Below are 17,741 nucleotides of genomic sequence, written 5' to 3'. Positions count from 1 at the left end.
TCGTGTTTCATCCATGAATATTGGCCAGCAAATATTGTTTTTTGTAAGCGCATTAGGAGCGTTTAATGGTATAGTGCTCAGCATTTATCTGCTAGCAGGCAAAAAGAAAAGATCTGTTCCTACCATTTTCCTGATCACGTTGCTGCTGGCACTCAGCATCCGGGTAGCCAAATCTGTTTTCCTCTATTTCAATCCTGCTTTACCCAAAATATACCTGCAGATAGGCCTGTCCGCCTGCTTCCTCATTGGCCCTGCCCTCTACTTTTTTTTCAGGTCCGTACAGGAGAATGTTACCCGCATACCTGCATCCTGGAAATGGACATGGGGGATACTGTCGGGGATGATTATAATTACCGGCTCCCTTCTTCCCTATGCGGTTTATCCTGTTATCTGGAATAAGATCATCGTTTATATCATTTACCTGGAATGGTTTTCCGGCCTCGTTGCTGCAGGATTTGTACTGAGGCAGGTGCTAAAAACTTTTCTTGTGAACCGGGCTGCTGTAACCAGCACAGAAAAATTCCGGCTGATGCTGTATGCGGGCAACTGTCTCGTATTCCTGGCCTACCTGTTGTCGCTGGCAAACGTTATATATGGTATCTATATCATTGGCCCGGTTCTTTTTTCCTGCCTGTTGTATCTCTGTCTTTTTTATAATTTACAGGGCGCCGGGTATGAAAATGCAGTACAACCGGTAAAAGCGGAAAGAAAAAAAATAGCCGCCCCCGATGCATTGATGTGGATAGAAAAACTGGAAAAAGCAATTATCGAAAAAGAACTTTATAAAGATCCCAACCTTAAACTCAATGACCTGGCGAAGGCGGTTAATATCTCTGTACACCAGCTATCCCAATTGCTGAACGAGAATCTCGGGAAAGGATTTTCCACCTACATTAATGAATACCGCATCAATGAAGCCTGCAGGCTGATCTCCGGCAATGATCATCTAACGCTTGAAGCCATCGGGTATGAAGTAGGCTATAACTCCAAATCCACCTTTTATGCCGCTTTCCGGAAAATAAAAGATACCACACCTGCGCTGTACAAAGAAAAGATCTCCTGATCAGCATACTGGTTATCAACCCGTTAAAATTTCAAACAGTACGGATTTATAAATCCGTACGCCTGATTTCTGCAAACGAAACCACCGGTGGCAAATCCATTTTTAGGTTTGCAGGAAACCGTTGTTCATGATAAAATTTTCAGGTGCGCTCGGCATCCTGCTGATCCTTTGCGGTACTGTTCATTGCCAGGTGATGATCACCGGGAAAGTGACAGATGAGAAAACCGGGCAAGGCATCGGGTTCGCTTCCGTTAGTATTTTGTCTGTAAAAGATTCGGGACTTGTTAAAGGACAGCTCACCGATTCAACCGGTGAGTTTGTGTTACAAAATGTTCCCATGGGAAAATATATACTGCTGTTATCTTCCTATGGTTATAAAAAAATTTACAGAGATGTATCACCGGTAAATCACCCCGTTAGCCTGGGACTGCTGCCCATGACAGCCGATCTTACATTACTCAGTGAAGTAACGGTTACCGGACAAAAACCGGCATTCCGCCGGATGGGCGATAAACTCATTGTTTCCGTTTCAGGAAACCCGCTTTTCCAAACGGCCGCCAATACATTCGATATCCTGAAAAAAGTACCCGGCATTGAGGTAAACGGAGACGGGAGTATCCAGATGTCGGGCAGAACAACTCCCGCTATACTTATTAACGGGAAGCCGGTACAGATGAGCCCCGAAGAACTGCAACAGTATCTTGCAGGTATTTCGCCTAACCTGATTGCTTCCATTGAAGTGATCAGTAATCCCTCTTCCCGGTATGATGGCGAGTACAAAGGAATCATCGATATTAAACTGAAACAGGACCTTTCGCCCGGCTGGAAAGGGAATGCCGGCATAGTAGTACAACAGAATGCCTATACCAATGCGGACAATAACTTTTCGCTGAGCTATAAAACAAGGAAGCTGGTATATAGCGTACGGCTGGGTTATATGATCGGTGACAGAAATTACCGGTATACGGGATTACAACACCTGGCTAATACCAATATCATGGCTACCAATACCCAAACAATTACCAGTAATAATAATCTCAGCTACCAGCTGGGTATAGATTATCAGCTATCCCAATCCCAACAGCTAAGCTTTACCGGGAGGGCCTACCGGCAAAACCGGCAAATTGCAGCCCTTAATACTTTACACACCACGGATTCCTCCGCACAACACCTGGTGTCCCATACCAACACGGTTACCGGTTCCAGTCCCCTGCAGGATAACTACGCCGCCATTCTTAACTATACCGGAAAATTCGGTGGAACTACCCTGGAAATACTCGGCAATCTCATGATGATCGATAATCACCAGAGAGAAGATATCCGGACAAAAAATACCCTCACAGATTATTTGCTCGACTACTGGAAAACCAACCTGTACAACAATATCCTGATACGGTCTGTACAGGCCGACCTATCAGGGAATGCAGGCAAAGGGAAATGGGCGGCAGGCGGCAGGTTTGCATTTACTACCACGAAGAATAATTTATACTATGATACTCTCCATACCACCGGTGTGTTTACACCCGACGCCAGCCGCTCCAATAATTTCCAATACAACGAATACATTTCAGCCGTTTATACATCTTACGAAAATACTTACCGCCAACTAAATTATACCATCAGCCTGCGGGCAGAGCATACACACAGCACCGGCCATGCCATCACAACGCAAACTACCAACACCAGGAATTACCTTACCTGGCTGCCCGGTGTAAGCATCACTATCCCTCTAACAACATCGCAACAGCTTTACATTTCCTACAGCCGGCGCATCACACGGCCCAATTTTGCCCAGCTAAACCCCTTCCGGTTTTATAACAGCCCGCTGAATTATTTTGTAGGTAACCCGTATTTGCAGCCATCCACTACACAAACATTCAACATTACCTATACACGAAAAGCATTGCAGGTTTCTTTGCAGGCCGGCAGGGAATCAGATCCAATGACGCGTTACCCGGAATACGACAGCGTCACCAATATATTGCAGTACCTGGGCAAAAACCTTCCCTATAACGACTTTGCCGGCTTAGAAGCCAGTTTTCCCCTGCCTGTTAATAAATGGTGGCGGATGAATCATACTATCAGGGGAGCTTATAAAAAGGAGCAAACTCCTTATCATGGCGTAACTTACGCCATCCCTATATTTGATTACAACATCAGTGGCAGCCAGGTATTTTCTTTGCCGCAACAGGTTACTATTGATATTTCCTACTACTACCGCTCCATAAGTGGCACAGGGCTGTATATCTCCAAACCGGCAGCCAGTGTGGATATCGGTATCAGGAAAAGCTGGGTAAAGGGGAAATTTAGTACAGGGGTTAATGGCTATGATCTGTTTGATACTTATCGTGTGAGATATATTTTCCGGGAGAAGAAAATCATCGACAATGCCTTCACGCACTGGTTCGGTAACCGCAGAGCTGCGCTTACGCTCAGTTACAGCTTTGGAAGCTCTACTTATAACAGTAAACAACGCAGTAAAAATGAGGAAGAAAACCGCGCAGGGATATAGCGCTTATTTACTTTCAGCCACTACGTTATATTTCTTCTCCAGGATCTTAATAACGATTAGGCGGCATACGTTTTTTTGTTTTATCAGGATATATTCTCCAGGTACTTCAGCACCTCCTCTCTCTTCCTGCTGGAAACCGGTATCTGTTCATTATTCTGCATTTGCAAAATACCTTCCCTGTAATATTTTTTCACATACTGGAAGTTAACCAGGTAAGACTGGTGACAACGTATAAAACCCAGGGGAACCAGGATCCCTTCGTATTCTATCAGCCCTTTTGATACCAGGATCTCACGTTTATCTTTCAGGTAAAAAGTTGTATATCCTTTATCGCTCTTGCAAAACATTATATCTTCTATAGATACAATTTCCATATACTCCACGCGCTTCAGTGCAATGCGTTTGGTGCCTGCCACACCCTGCGCTGCGTAGTGTTGCCTGGCTATTTCCAGCTGCTGCTGGTCGAACTGCTCCTGTTGCCGGTGATGATAGCATTTGTTCAGTACAGCTGCCAAAGCTACTTCATCTATCGGTTTCAGCAGGTAACCAAAGGCTCCCATATTGAGCGCCTGTATGGCATATTGATCATAAGCGGTGAGAAAGATAACCTGGAAGCCATCGTTCCCTATTTCATGAAACAAGCGGAAACTGTCGCCATCTTTCAGCCTGATATCTGCCAAAATAATATCGGGCTTCAATGTAGGAATTTCCCTGGCCGCTTTGGCTATTTCCGCTGCATGTCCAACTACTTCAACATATGGAATGTCCTGTATAACCTGCAAAAGATGTTGCAGGATACGTACTTCATCTTCAAGAATATAAAGCTTCATGGGTAGTTGTTGCTGATTTAGTCTTTGATTTCGGGAATAACAATGTGCACCGCAACTCCTTGTCCGCCGCTATCCTTTCTATCTTCAATATCAAAGTTCGCGTATTGTCCCTGTGATTTAAAAAGCACCTCCAGTCTCTCTTTAAGGATAATTCCCGCAAGGGATTGTTTCTTCTGCTCTCCCGGTTCTTTAATAGTCATCCCCTTACCATTGTCTTCTATTGTTATAAACATCTGTTGGTTATCTGTTTTAAAGAATATTGTTAAGATACCTTTATAATCGATATTCCGGAAACCATGTTCTATAGCGTTTTCCACAAACGGCTGTACCAGCATGGGAGGTATCAGTACATTCTCCGGGTAAAGATGGGGATCCACGTTAATCCGATAGTCGAATAGCCCGGAGAAGCGCATTTTATTCAGCTGCAGGTAATTTTCCAGGGAAGTGATTTCTTCGTCCAGGCCAATAAAATCTCTCCGGCTCTGTTCCAGTACATTCCGTAAAAGTCCTGAGAAGGCAGACAGGTAGCGTACAGATTCCTTTGTATCTCCCGAAGCAACAAGGCTTTGCAGATTAGCAATGGAGTTAAAGATAAAATGCGGGTTTAACTGTGCCTGTAATAGTTTCTGTTCCATATTCAGGCGCCTGTTCTCCGACTGCAGCAACCTGTTTTTTTCTTTCAAACGGTATTGCCGGTGTATAAAATAGAAGACTAAAAGTCCACCGAGAAAAACCAGGAATCCCAATACCATTGTCCATCTCTGCTGCCGGATGATCTTTTCATTAAGCTCATTCCGGCTACTCAGTTCCGCAATGTTCCTGTCTTTTTTCTCCGTTTCATATTTCTCGTGTATTTCTGCTACTTTAACGGCTTCTATTTGTCTTATATCTCTTGTTTCTATGTCATAGGCGGAATCGGCCATCTGTAAAGCGCTGGCATAATCTCCTTTAGATTTATATGCATCTACAAGTCCCTTGTAATAAACCGGGGATGGCATTTTCTTAGGTCCTTTCTGCGCCAGGCTGATAGCCTCCCTGAAATACCGGATGGCAGAGTCGTACTGGTGATTATGAACAAAACTGGTCGCTAAGTTATTGTATGCGATCTCATTCAGGTTATTTGTCCTGGCAAGATAGTCTATATATTTCCTGCTGCTTGCAAGCGCTTTCTCATTTTGGCCCTGCCTCACAAAGATCCGGGCCTCATTGTCGTATGTGCGGGCAATGGCCAGGCTATCGCCGGTGCGGTTAGCAAGGTTGCGCGCCTGGACATTGTACAACATCATCTTATCAAAATCATTTAATCTTGAAGCTAACAGGAAAGAGATATCATAATACCGCTGCATGATTACAGGATGCGATTTATAAGGATGATGCTTGTAATAACGTTCCGCATATTCCAGTGATTCGTTTTCATTGCTGTTCTGATAATATGCTTTGGCCATCAGGTCATAAAACTGGTAGGTGAGCCTGCTATGGGCGCTTTCAGCGGTTTTCATGGCGGAAAGCACCTGGTTCATCAGTTCAGCCTCCACTGCCCCGGTGCTGGGAATGCGCTGATTTAAAATGCCGTAGGTTTTCAACAGTTCAATCTCATCCCCGTCACGTACTCCCTTCATTTTCTGGTATTCCGCCATAGCGCTGTCCCACTGCTTCTCCTGGCGGTATTTTCCGGCTCTGAAATAATGATAAAAGGGCATGATGCTGCTATCGGCAGTATTCCTTAATAAGCTGTCTTCCTTCCGGACTGCCTTCCTGGCATCAGCTGTAGATAAGGTATCCAGGGAGATAATAAAAGAAAGGTAATCCTTTCTGTGAGCGGTATCAATAATGCTTTGCTGATTCTTTTGCGGGGCTCCTTTTTGTTTACAGGAAGCCGTAAATAAAAGAATGATGATCGTTAATACAGCATATGCGGTTCGTGCATTCATTAAAATAATATATTGACCAGGCGAATAAACATATTTTCAGCGTGGTGAAACATACTGAAATATTCCCTAAATGTATCAATAGAAATTAAAATGTAAGAGGCCGGGTATATATTCGATGGGTTTGGGGGCATATTCGCGGGGGATGGGGTTGTTTTTTGGTAATATAAACTGCTGAAGAACCAAACACAGCACATGATCGTGATCTAATTACGCCGCTGCATACAGGCGGCGATGTCTGTAAAAACAAAAGCCGCCTGTATTGATAACTATGATTGTTCCGCTTTTCCAGGTAAAATAACTATCACTCAAGCGTTGCCTGTACAATCTGTTCTATGTCAAATTTCCGCATTTGCATAAACGCCTGGGCTGCTTTACCCGCCTTATTGGGATCGGTCATTAATTTCCCGAGAATGGTAGGTATTACCTGCCAGGATACCCCAAATTTATCTTTTAGCCAGCCGCATCTGCTTTCTTCACCGCTCTCGGTTAACTTTCCCCAATAGTGATCTATTTCCTCCTGTGTGTTGCAATGGATGGTTAAGGAAACGCCTTCGTTAAAAGCAAATTTATGAGCATGTGCACTTTCCATCAGCATAAGCTTTTGCCCATTGAGGGTTATTGTGGCGTGCTTTACTTTTCCCTCTGTATCGGGCTGTTCATTCTCTGAATAACGGAGTATCCCGTCTGTTCCGGAATTTTGGAATATGGAAGTATAGTGCCGGATGGCCTCTTCCACACGGCCATACTGATCTCCAACGAACATCAGAAAAGGTGTGATCTTTTGCCCTACTGCGGCTATTGTTCCCAGGGTAATCTGCCATGACATGCCAAACCGGTCGCTCACCCAGCCGTACTTTTCACTCCAGGGATATTTATCCAGGGGCATCATTACAAAGCCATCACCTGATAACCCTTCCCAGATGGTCTTTAATTCCTCTTCTGTTTCACAGATATAATACAGTGAAATGGATGGATTGGGCCTGTACATCGGGCCCCCATCTAATAAAGTAATATGCTGCCCGGCTATCTCTATTTCGGTGACGACAGGCGACTGCGTCACTATTTTCGCGCCGGGAATTAATTTGCAGTACAAAGCTGCGGCTTCTTTTGCCTGGTTATCGAACCATAAGCAAGGCGTGATCAGTTCTTTCATACATTTTAAATTTATGTAAAGGTGGATCAGCCACCAAACATGGCCTTGTATAAAACCGACATTATTTTTTTCTTAGTCCAAATTGCAGGTAATCATTGGGAGTGGTTGCTGTAAACTCCTTGAAAGAACGGATATAATGGCTTTGATCAAAATAACCGTTTGTATATGCCACATCGGTCAATTTATCAAACTGCCCCGACTTCAACTGGTAAAAAGCCATCTGAAACTGACAGATCCGCCGGTATTCGCTGGCCGTTATGCCTACATATTTCTTAAAGATCCGTTGAAATGTTCTTTCTGTAAGATTGAGCTCCTGCAGCATCTGAGCTAACACATCAGTTTCCGGGTTCTCCAGTATTTTGTCGGTAGCATACCGGATAATCATACATTCCCTTTGATTGGCGGTCACCTGGGAAAGAATAAACTGGTGCAGCACCTCCACTTTTTCGGCTGTGGATTGAGCATAAGCCAATTGAATGGTCAATGCCATCGCCTTTTGCGGATTCCAGCGATTTAACTCAATAGCTTCATTTTTTAATTGCTGTACAGGTATTTTAAAAGCAGGGCCGATAGCAAATGGTTTGAAGAAAAATACGATCAGCGTAGCATCCCCCCATTCGGCCCATCTTTCAGCAGGAATAGTCTTTCCGAACAGCGACAGGCGATTTTCCTTGCCCCGTGATGTACACAATAAAGCCGACATACCATTGGTAAAAATGGGCAAATCTTCCGGCTCAGGCGGATCGGCACTATCAAGAATTAAGATAGTTTGAACAGCGTCTTTTAATACCGGGTCTATTTTGCTGTACCACTGTTGCATATAGAATCAATAGTAACTTATTTAAGATAGCCCTTTTTTTGGTAAAAAATATAGTAATCAAAGGCGTTATCCTGGTAAATTTAAAAGATATGAGGGTAGATCAACCCGAGCCCGCTTTAATCACCAATTTCCCCTCCGAAAAGGCATGTTTCGGAGCTCTTCAACCGGGTTATTACAGAAAAGGCCCTGGGCGCCTAATGCGTCCAGGGCCTTCCGGATCAAATGGCTATATCGCCCACCCTAATTGGGCAACCAGTCGTATTACGGTTATTGCTTCAAGTTAACGGGTTATTACATGATAAAGCCCCAAACGAAGAATAGAAGCAAACTCATAGCAGACGACAACTTAATTATTCTATTTTTTTTATTTTTTAAAAGATTACCATCCCGGATTCTGACCCAATTTTGGGTTTAACGTGGTTTCATTTGTCGGGATAGGCATTAAATAGTCCCGTTTCAGGTTGAACCTATATCCCTGATCCATGGCTCCATAGGGCTTGTAAGGATCAATATATCCCTGCGCGTTGACAGGGACAGCCGCCGCCGCCTTGAGAAAATCGGGTGTGGCGCCAGGATAGTTTTCCCATTGTTTCTTGTAAGCTCCCAAAGGGCGTTTGCCAACGAGCAGCTCATCTGCTGCTGCCCAACGGAAAATGTCATCCATCCTGAACCATTCTGCCGCCAGTTCAATTTTGCGCTCCCTGCGGATTTCATTTATGATAGGCGATAGCGTAGGAAACTCCCGGTTAGGGTCCGATGGGATGTTAGCTAATTGTAACAAGCCGTTGGACATACCCACCCGTTTGCGTAAAGCATTCACGGTCTTATCTATGTCGGACTGGGAAATGGTTCCTAATTCAGCCTGGGCTTCTGCATATACGAGTAAAATTTCTGCATAGCGTATGTATATATATCCCTGGGTACTTTGAGATGCATTGAATTCTGTATAGTCCCCGGTATGCCCTTTATACACCTGGTAGCCCGTGGAAGTGTTATTAGCTCCATTGATCTCGAAAGTAGGCGTTGTAAAAAAGAGGTTGGTTTCATACCATTTCACATGTTTACCATCATCCACGCAAATCGTTTGTCTCAACCGGGGATCACGATTGGCTACTACATCTTTTAAAGTGCGGTCCCCGGCATATAACGGACTGCTTCCAATGGGAAGACCATCCAGACAAAGGTAAGAGTCTACCATACTTTTGGAAAGCCCCATTCCGGCGCCGTTTATAGAATAACGTGTCCAGGTATGAGTCACCTGATCAGCTACCGAATATTTATGCCACAGGAGTACTTCCTTGCTGGCAGCGTAATCTTTTCTGTTAAATAATAACCAATAACCATCCTGTACCCCAACATTGTCCAGCGCCGGGAAGCCACTGGCCTCAGACATACGGATCAGTTCTCCGCCGGCAGCTGCTGCTTTCTGAATAAATTTGGTGCCATTGGATCCATCTACTTTGAAAGGCGTTCCCTTCTGACCATGGTATTTTTCCCAGGTACCTTCATACAGTGCGATCCTGGCCTGTAAGGCTAATGCCACTTCTTTGGTAACATGTCCCGTCCAGGCGCCGCCTCCCCTGACAGGAAGATAACTGATGGCATTGTCCAGATCTGATAAGATAGAGTCCACCACCTGGTTGCGGGGCAGCCGTTCTGCATAAAGCTCACCTGATGACGGAGACAATGTGGTAGAGGACCAGGGTAGATTTCCAAATTTCTTCAGCTTGTCGAAGTAGAAGAGCGCACGGAAAAATAATGCTTCACCTACATACTCCTTTACTTTATCCCAGGGGGCATCCACCTTCTTATAATGATCCATAAAGTAATTGATATTACGCAGTACGGCCCAATCATCCGCGGACCAGCCGCCACCCGAAGAAGGAACAGTAGCCTCCCCATTCATGCGTCTGTTGTAATTGACGGAGATATTGGTTTCACTACCATCGCCGGCATCAATAGTAAAAGGACCGGCTCCCCAGGCTCTGCGTGAGGGCAACAAGGCATCCTGGTTATAAAAATTGTTCACATACAGCTTCAGGTCATTGGGGGATTTCCAATAATCTGCGTCGCTGATATTGGCCAATGGCATGCGTTCTAAAAACTTGTCGTTACAGGCAACTAATAATAGTATTAAGCTTGCCAATGCGTATATAAATCGTTTCATACTGATATCGTTGGATAATTAAGGAATGGCTAGAATGTTACATTGAGTCCCATGGCCCAAACTCTCTGCAACGGATAAACCCGGCCGTCTGTAGACGAAAATTCCGGATCCATAGTGTGTAACAGCTTAGTGAACGTGAGCAGGTTTTCAATGTTCAGGAAAAAGCGGACTTTCTGGCTGTCTATAACACGAAGTATATGTTGTGGCATGGAATAGCCCAGTTGAATGTTTTTGAGCCTTACATAAGCCGCGCTTTGCACATATTTTGTCTGTGGCTGCGAATTTTTCTGCATCTCACCTCCCATGTAGAATTTTGGGTAGTAGCCATTTGGTGTTTCGGGTGTCCAGCGGTCGTACTGTGCGGTCGTCAGCATTCCTGTATAAAGATCGCCTGTGATACCCCAGAAATAGGCTCCATCCCAAACGCTGGCATTGGAAAAGATGGCGTCCCGCTTACCAACACCCTGCAGGAAAACCGTGATGTCAAATGATTTGTACTGAGCGTTCAGATTCAGGCCAAAAGAATAACGTGGAGTTGTATTGGCTATCACACGACGGTCTCCCGGGTTTTCCAATGTATTATTGCCCCAGTTGATGACGCCATCGCCGTTAAGGTCTGCATAACGGATGTCTCCCTGCCCCCAGCGACTATAAATACTGGTCTGTTTTGGTGAAACGTCTACTTCATCCTTGGACTGGAAAAATCCCAGCGTCTGATACCCCCAAACATCTCCGAACTTACGCCCTTTGTACCAGGTGGTGTTCAGGCCAGAGGGGTTGGGATAACGGAGTACTTCACTCTGATAATCGCTGAACACTACATCCACTCCGTACCGTACTTCTCCAATCCGGTCTTTCCAGCCAATGGTAAGATCAATGCCCCTGGTCCGCATCGCCGCGTTATTGACCTGCGGGGCAGCCGTGCCCAACAGCGCAGGCAAGGCATCTGCAGGGCCTACAAAGTCATCTGCTGTACGCTGGTACCAGTCGAATGTTACGGCCAACCGGTTGGATAATGCGGTGATATCCGTTCCAAAATCCAACGATTTCACCGTTACCCATGTCAGCGATTTATCGATCAGTGAAGGCTGACTGATGAATGCTTCTCTGCCACCGGAAAACAAATACTGGCTACTGGTAGGCACTACGCTATTGAGTGCCGGATAAAAAGGATAATAATTGCTGGTAAAACTCTGATCGCCCAGCTGTCCGTATGATGCACGGAGTTTGAACGAATTGGCTATCCGTGCTATAGGTTTCCAGAAGGGTTCATTCGACAGCACCCATCCTGCTGATATACCCGGATAAAATTTGAAACGCCGGTCTTTCAAAAAACGGGATGTACCGTCATATCGTCCGTCAAACTCAACAAGATATTTCTCTTTATAATTGTAATTAACGCGCCCAAAACCTCCGCGGATAGCGAGTTGCGAGGCATTGTCTGTCAGGGAAGGAGTTGTTCCATAGGTAAGGGATAAAGACGGAAGATCATTGGAAAACAGGTACTGATTACGACCTCCCATAGAGAGGTTATCATAAAGCTCCTGAGTGAAACCGATCAGACCTTTTACAGCATGTCCGTTCCACTGATTTTCATAAGATGTAAATGTATTGACTGTATAATGGTAGTTCTTGTTATTTTGTCTTTCAAAACTATTGGGAGCGTAAAGAGCCTGCTGCGCGCCACTTGGGCGGGTCACATACACAGTTTTGTTATGCCGGCTGAGATCGAAATACGAGCCATCAAATGTGTAATTGGCAGTAATGTTCCACCCCCGTAGAGGAGTTATTACCAATTCACCTGTAACAAGTGCCTTATCATTATTTGACTTGGTGCGTGCGCCATTTACAAGCCCCTCCATGCGGTTTTCAGAAGCAAAAGTGCCGTTGGGAGTATATAATGGTTCAGTAGGCCAGTTGCGTGCAGCCAGCGTTTGCATCCAGTTACTTTCTGCTGTCGGAGATTCCGTGGTTCCCCTGGAGAAAGCTCCCCGGAAATTGAAGTTCATCCAGCTTGTGATAACAGAAGAGAGATTAGCGCGTACATTATACTGCGTGTATTTATCAGTTGCATAATTGTACATCCCATTTTGTTGAATATACCCCAGGCCTATATAGTAGCGTGACTTATCTGTTCCTCCGGATACACCGAGATTATGCTGCTGACTGAACTGCACTTTTTTGAACAGGATATCGAACCAATCATTGTTTGCGTTGGCGTTCCCCCACTCGAACCAGGCATCACTGCCCGGAGCCGGATTGGCAATGGTTTCATCAGTGATTTTACCATCCAGGTACTCCTGGATACGCCTGAGGGCATCATCGTTAAATGGTTTGACCACTCCTGCGTTGGCAGCAGCTTCATTATATAAATTGGCAAAATCAATTGACTTCATATACTTTGGCAGGTTGATAGGCTCTGCTAACATCAGGTTATTGTTATACGTGATGGTAGGTTTTTGCCCTGCTTTTCCCTGCTTTGTGGTGATAATGACCACACCGTAGGGCGCGCTGGAACCGTATATGGAAGCAGAGGCTGCATCTTTCAGTACGCTCACACTCTCTACATCATTCATGCTGATCGTATTAATATCTACGCCGGGCACACCATCTACAACAAACAAGGGAGCCTGGGAAGAGGTAGATCCATTGGAAGAAAAACCAGTATACCCACGTACGTTAAATGATGGAGCCTGCCCGGGGGCTCCGCCACTGGCAGCACTGATATTAAGATTGGAGACGACTCCCTGTAAAGCATTACCGATCGTTAGTACAGATCTGTTCTCCAGTCTTTTACCAGATACCTGGGATACAGCACCTGTCAGGTTAATTTTTTTCTGAGTGCCGTAACCAACTACAACAACTCCTTCCAAATCCGTTGCGATTACCTTGAGTATAATATCAACCCGAACATTACTGGTTACAGTAATTTCCTGTCTTTTATATCCCAGTAAATTGAAGATCAAAACTTCTCCGGGAGAGGCACTAATCTGGTATCTGCCTGAAGCATCACTTACCGCAGCGCGGTTGGTTCCTTTAACTGCAATTTGCACACCTGGGAGATAGCCGCCTGTGCTATCTTTAATCACTCCCGAGATGAATTGCTGTTGTTCCGGTGCAAGCTGCTGCAGGCCTGGCTCCGCCTTCTTTTTAATGAGTATATTTTTGTCTACGATTTTATAGATGATCGGGAGGCCTTCCAGACAACCTTCCAATACTTTTTCGATGGGTGCATTCTGAAATGATAAACTGACCTTTTGTTTCTTTAATTCCACATCGTCGTAGAGAAACAAAAAGCCTGTTTGCTGCTCTATAATCCTGAACACCTTTTCCAAAGGTGTATTGTTTACCTTAATGGACACATTCTGCGCCAGGCTTTTAGCGCTGACCTGCATCAACATGACCAGCGTAAGGCCAACTATTACCTGAAATCTCATCATAAATTTCCGATGAAAGTGTTTGGCAAAAAACAACCATCCCGACCAGGCGGCCGTTGTATGAAATCTGAATTTCATTAACTTTGTATTGTTTGAGTGGATATTTAATTAGTACACGAATCTTTTGAATGATCGCTCATACGCTTACGTCTTCTGATTGCAGTCAGAAGACGTTTTTTATTGAGCTTAGGCGGGGTCTAAGTTTCTCGTTCCATAAGCTAATTGATTTTGGGTGATAGATGCTATTACTTTATTCAATGACAATACGTTTAACACCGTTATTTGTCTCAATCTTACAGTTCAGGTTATAGAACGCCAAGATCTCAAGAACTTTGGAAGCATTGGTATTACGATACACTTCTCCGGACAGGCGTACGTTAGCTGCTCTACCTTTAAATACCACGTCTACATTATACCAGCGGGAAAGTTGCCGTGCAACGGCATATATATCAGATTGGTTGAAGTTGAGTTTTCCATTTTTCCAGGCAATAGCATCCGATACGTCCACCTGAGCCACAGATAGCCGGTTGCTGCTATCAAGCGTGGCCTGTTGCCCTGGTTCCAGGACAACATTCCGGTGTCCGCCTGTTTCAACTATTCTGACTGCCCCTTCTGCTAAAGTCGTTTTTACACTCGGATCATCATCATAACTGCTAACATTAAAATGTGTGCCCAGTACTTCTACAACCTGGCCTTTGGAGAGCACTTTAAATGGTCTGTTGGCATCTTTGGCTACTTCAAAATATGCTTCTCCCTTTAACTCTACCAAGCGTTCGCGGGAAGTTTTGCTGATTTTATAGGTAAGCTGTGAAGCTGCATTTAACCAGACTTGTGATCCGTCTGGCAATGTAAGCTGGAATTGTCCACCACGTGGGGTTCTCAAGCTATTAGACACCGGGTTATCTGTTTCATCTTCCTTTGATTCAGTTGCCACATAAGTCAACTGGCCCTTCGCATTTTTATAGATGGTATTACTTCCTGATTTGGCAATAGCTCCGTTAGATTGATCATCCAACGCTATTTCGGTCCCATCGCCAAGTTGCAGTATAGCTATATTTCTACCGGGCGCGATATCTGTAGCAAGCAGCTTATTGGCTTTTTGGGGAACACCGGAAGGTTTGTTATTAAAATAGAAATAAGAGCCAATGGAGATAATGAGCAAAACAGCAGCCGCTGCGGCTACGGCCGGATATCTGAATAGTTTTCCTTTCTTTCTGAAAGGCATTGCTAACCGGGTTCGAACTTCGGCGAGATCCTCTTCCAGCTCCGCCTCATTAGCCGCTGCTTTCTTTGAGTCCAACAGCTCGTACCATAGTTCCACCTGCGCACGTTCCTCTGGAGTACAATTGCCTTCCAGATAACGTTTCAACAGATCCTGCATATTATTTTGTTCCATACTTATCACAATATTGCTGTTTGTGTAAGTATAGTACTGTTAGTATATCGATGGGCGTAAAGAAAATTAAAAAAAATGTTCAGTCAGGCAAATGCTTAGGATTAATAAGGGGCCTAATTTAACACGCAGCGATTTTAAGGCATTATTGACGTGCTTCTTTACGGTAGCTTCCGAAAGGCCTAACTGCACGGCTATCTCTTTGTGGGAAAGGTGATGCTCTCGGCTCATGCGGAAAACCTCCTGCATCTTTTCGGGTAATGAAGAAATTTCGCTTTCAATTATTTGCTTCAGTTCATTTTCGCGGGCTAAATAATCTGCAGAGGTACTTTTTACAGGTGTGGAAAATTTGAGCGACTCCAAATAGGTAGTTTGTACCTTCTTATGAACAATACGCTTTATGACCATATATCGCAGGGTGGCATGTAAATATCCCGCTAATGGCGTATCTACGGTTAATGAATAACGGTTCTGCCATAATGCAACAAATACATCCTGCAATAAATCTTTGACTTCATCATTATCATCCAATTTTCTACGTCCTTTTACATACAGCCCTTTAGCATGTCTGTTGTATATTTCCAGGTACGCCAAATGGTCGTCTTCCAGCAGGAGTCCAACCAGGTCTTTATCGCAATATGTTTGATAATCTACAGCTTTCACAAATAAGATTATTGGTCGCCTATGAGCCACTTCAGGAATTACAGATACACCTTAAGATAAGGATCTCTTTTAGAAATTTCTCCGTTTTAACAGATAGTACGTTGAATCAGCGCTTGGGCGTAAATAAATTTTATTTTCCGGCCCTTAATTAATTAGTATTTTATGATATATCTTTTAAAATTTTTCAAAACTAATCATAGTTCATGTAGGTTGTGGTAGATGGGGTATTAATAAAGTATTAAGTCTGCCTGATCGGGATTATAAACATATTAATTTTTATAAATATGGTAATAATTGGGGATAGTCAGGGCTGCCGGATGTAGGGAATGGTACTATGGTCATTATCACGAATCTCATATAGAAGAAAGAGATGGGCTGATTTTCAGATGTGTGGCGATACAGGAAATGTATGGTATATAGGAGTAAAGGATTATTAGTTCCTAAGATTTATTAAGTTCACCACTACTTTTATCATCATCTCTTTTTCATCCGGTTTTGACTCTGCGATCATAAGTGTGAGAGCTACCAGTGCATTATCCGCGATCTTCTTTGTGCCATCAAAATGATATAAAATTCCGTTTTTATCTAAAAACCAGACAAATAAAAAAGCAGCAATACGTTTATTCCCATCTGAAAAAGAATGATTCTTGGTAACAAAATATAACAGGTTCGCAGCTTTCTCCTCAACGCTTGGATAAAGATACTGACCACCAAATGTCTGGTAAATTGCAGCCAGTGACCCCTGAAATGATTCGTCCTTCTCGTTTCCAAACAAACTACTTCCACCAAATTTATCACGAAGTCCTTTAATTGCTTCCATTGCCGAAGGGTAAGTAATTTCAAATAAATTATCAGAGGTAGTTGATTCAATTTGCAAAACCTGGTGATCATATTGATCCAGTACATCTAAAGCATAGGTATAATCCGCAATTACCTTTAGTAGACCTGTTGCTTCATCAGTATTTAGGTTTTGAGTCTCTATAACATTTCCCAATAGCTTCACTGTTTGTTTCAGCACATCTAATTGGCGCGACTGTTCCTGAAAACGCTTTTTGTCGATAGCATATCCTTTCACCAGGTATTCCTTCAATACCTTATTAGCCCAGATACGAAATTGTGTTCCTCTTATAGAATTGACTCTGTAGCCGATTGATATAATCATATCCAGGTTATAATGTTCCAACTCCCTGCTAACAGGCCGTTTGCCCTCTTGTCGAACTGTTCGGAATTTCCGGACAGTTGCTTCCTGGCCCAATTCATTAGAATCATATATATGTTTAATATGCTCACTTATGTTGCTTTTACTGGATTGGAACAGATCGACAATCTGGGCTTGGGTTAACCAAACGGTCTCATGTTCCAACTTTACATCAATGGCTACTTCTCCATTTTGATTTTGATATATCAAAATTTGATCGTTGTCCATAATTCATGTTTTAAAAAAATGACGGAGCAAAAATAAAAACCAGATCAAGCTAATTCCTTAATGTATTTGCTTGCAAATAACGATTAACATAATCATACAAGAAAAACTCAGGCGTCCTGTCAAGATGCAATACTGATAAACGTTACGTTAGGTAACAAAAAAGTAGATGTAAATAAAAGAAAGGGCTTACTTTCCGATACAGAATTTAAAACAAATTGATAATCAATTATTTAAAGCTAACTAGACACAAATAAGGGTTACAGTTAAACCAAGTATCTATAAATAACCGGTAAAGCAATGCAACGAAAAAAAGCGCTACTTCTTTAACATCAGCATGAGCAAAAGC

At 43.6% G+C, this 17,741-nt stretch carries 11 protein-coding genes; 2 read left to right on the top strand and 9 right to left on the bottom strand.

From position 1 onward, the window contains the following. The first annotated feature begins 13 nt into the window (after nt 1-13). On the top strand, nt 14-1,063 hold the full coding sequence (locus tag VIM72_RS14790; protein ID WP_332003596.1) for a helix-turn-helix domain-containing protein: 1,050 nt from the start codon (nt 14-16) through the stop codon (nt 1,061-1,063). 127 nt (nt 1,064-1,190) lie between these two features. Continuing rightward, the gene (locus tag VIM72_RS14785; protein ID WP_332003595.1) at nt 1,191-3,575 is read left to right on the top strand and encodes an outer membrane beta-barrel protein; all 2,385 of its coding nucleotides are present in this window, start codon (nt 1,191-1,193) and stop codon (nt 3,573-3,575) included. Between the two features lie 83 nt (nt 3,576-3,658). On the opposite strand, the gene VIM72_RS14780 is transcribed toward VIM72_RS14785, so the two are convergent. From VIM72_RS14780 to rhuM, 9 genes are all read right to left on the bottom strand, one after another. After that, a complete protein-coding gene (locus tag VIM72_RS14780; protein WP_332003594.1) occupies nt 3,659-4,405 on the bottom strand; it encodes a LytTR family DNA-binding domain-containing protein in 747 nt (248 codons plus the stop codon). A gap of 17 nt (nt 4,406-4,422) precedes the next feature. Beyond that, nucleotides 4,423-6,336, bottom strand: a complete 1,914-nt coding sequence (locus VIM72_RS14775; protein WP_332003593.1) for a tetratricopeptide repeat-containing sensor histidine kinase — start codon at nt 6,334-6,336, stop codon at nt 4,423-4,425. A 301-nt stretch (nt 6,337-6,637) separates the two neighbouring features. Next, nucleotides 6,638-7,489, bottom strand: a complete 852-nt coding sequence (locus VIM72_RS14770; protein ID WP_332003592.1) for a VOC family protein — start codon at nt 7,487-7,489, stop codon at nt 6,638-6,640. A gap of 61 nt (nt 7,490-7,550) precedes the next feature. After that, nucleotides 7,551-8,309, bottom strand: coding sequence for an AraC family transcriptional regulator (locus VIM72_RS14765; protein WP_332003591.1), 759 nt, complete (start codon nt 8,307-8,309; stop codon nt 7,551-7,553). Nucleotides 8,310-8,688: 379 nt separating this feature from the next. Continuing rightward, nucleotides 8,689-10,476 carry a RagB/SusD family nutrient uptake outer membrane protein gene (locus VIM72_RS14760; protein ID WP_332003590.1) on the bottom strand — a complete coding sequence of 596 codons (1,788 nt, stop codon included), beginning with the start codon at nt 10,474-10,476 and terminating at the stop codon, nt 8,689-8,691. A 29-nt stretch (nt 10,477-10,505) separates the two neighbouring features. Next, nucleotides 10,506-13,916 (bottom strand): TonB-dependent receptor, encoded by a 3,411-nt coding sequence (locus VIM72_RS14755; protein WP_332003589.1) that lies wholly within the window; start codon nt 13,914-13,916, stop codon nt 10,506-10,508. Between the two features lie 247 nt (nt 13,917-14,163). Next, nucleotides 14,164-15,309, bottom strand: coding sequence for a FecR family protein (locus tag VIM72_RS14750; protein WP_332003588.1), 1,146 nt, complete (start codon nt 15,307-15,309; stop codon nt 14,164-14,166). Between the two features lie 66 nt (nt 15,310-15,375). After that, the gene (locus VIM72_RS14745) at nt 15,376-15,969 is read right to left on the bottom strand and encodes an RNA polymerase sigma factor (RefSeq protein ID WP_332003587.1); all 594 of its coding nucleotides are present in this window, start codon (nt 15,967-15,969) and stop codon (nt 15,376-15,378) included. Nucleotides 15,970-16,402: 433 nt separating this feature from the next. After that, a complete protein-coding gene (gene rhuM / locus VIM72_RS14740; RefSeq protein WP_332003586.1) occupies nt 16,403-17,395 on the bottom strand; it encodes a RhuM family protein in 993 nt (330 codons plus the stop codon). Between the last annotated feature and the right edge of the window lie 346 nt (nt 17,396-17,741).

It is taken from the genome of Chitinophaga sp. (genome assembly GCF_036569185.1).
In the GTDB taxonomy this organism is placed as follows: domain Bacteria; phylum Bacteroidota; class Bacteroidia; order Chitinophagales; family Chitinophagaceae; genus Chitinophaga.
Note: the sequence above shows the minus strand (reverse complement) of the source record. Positions and strands in the feature narration are given on the sequence as shown.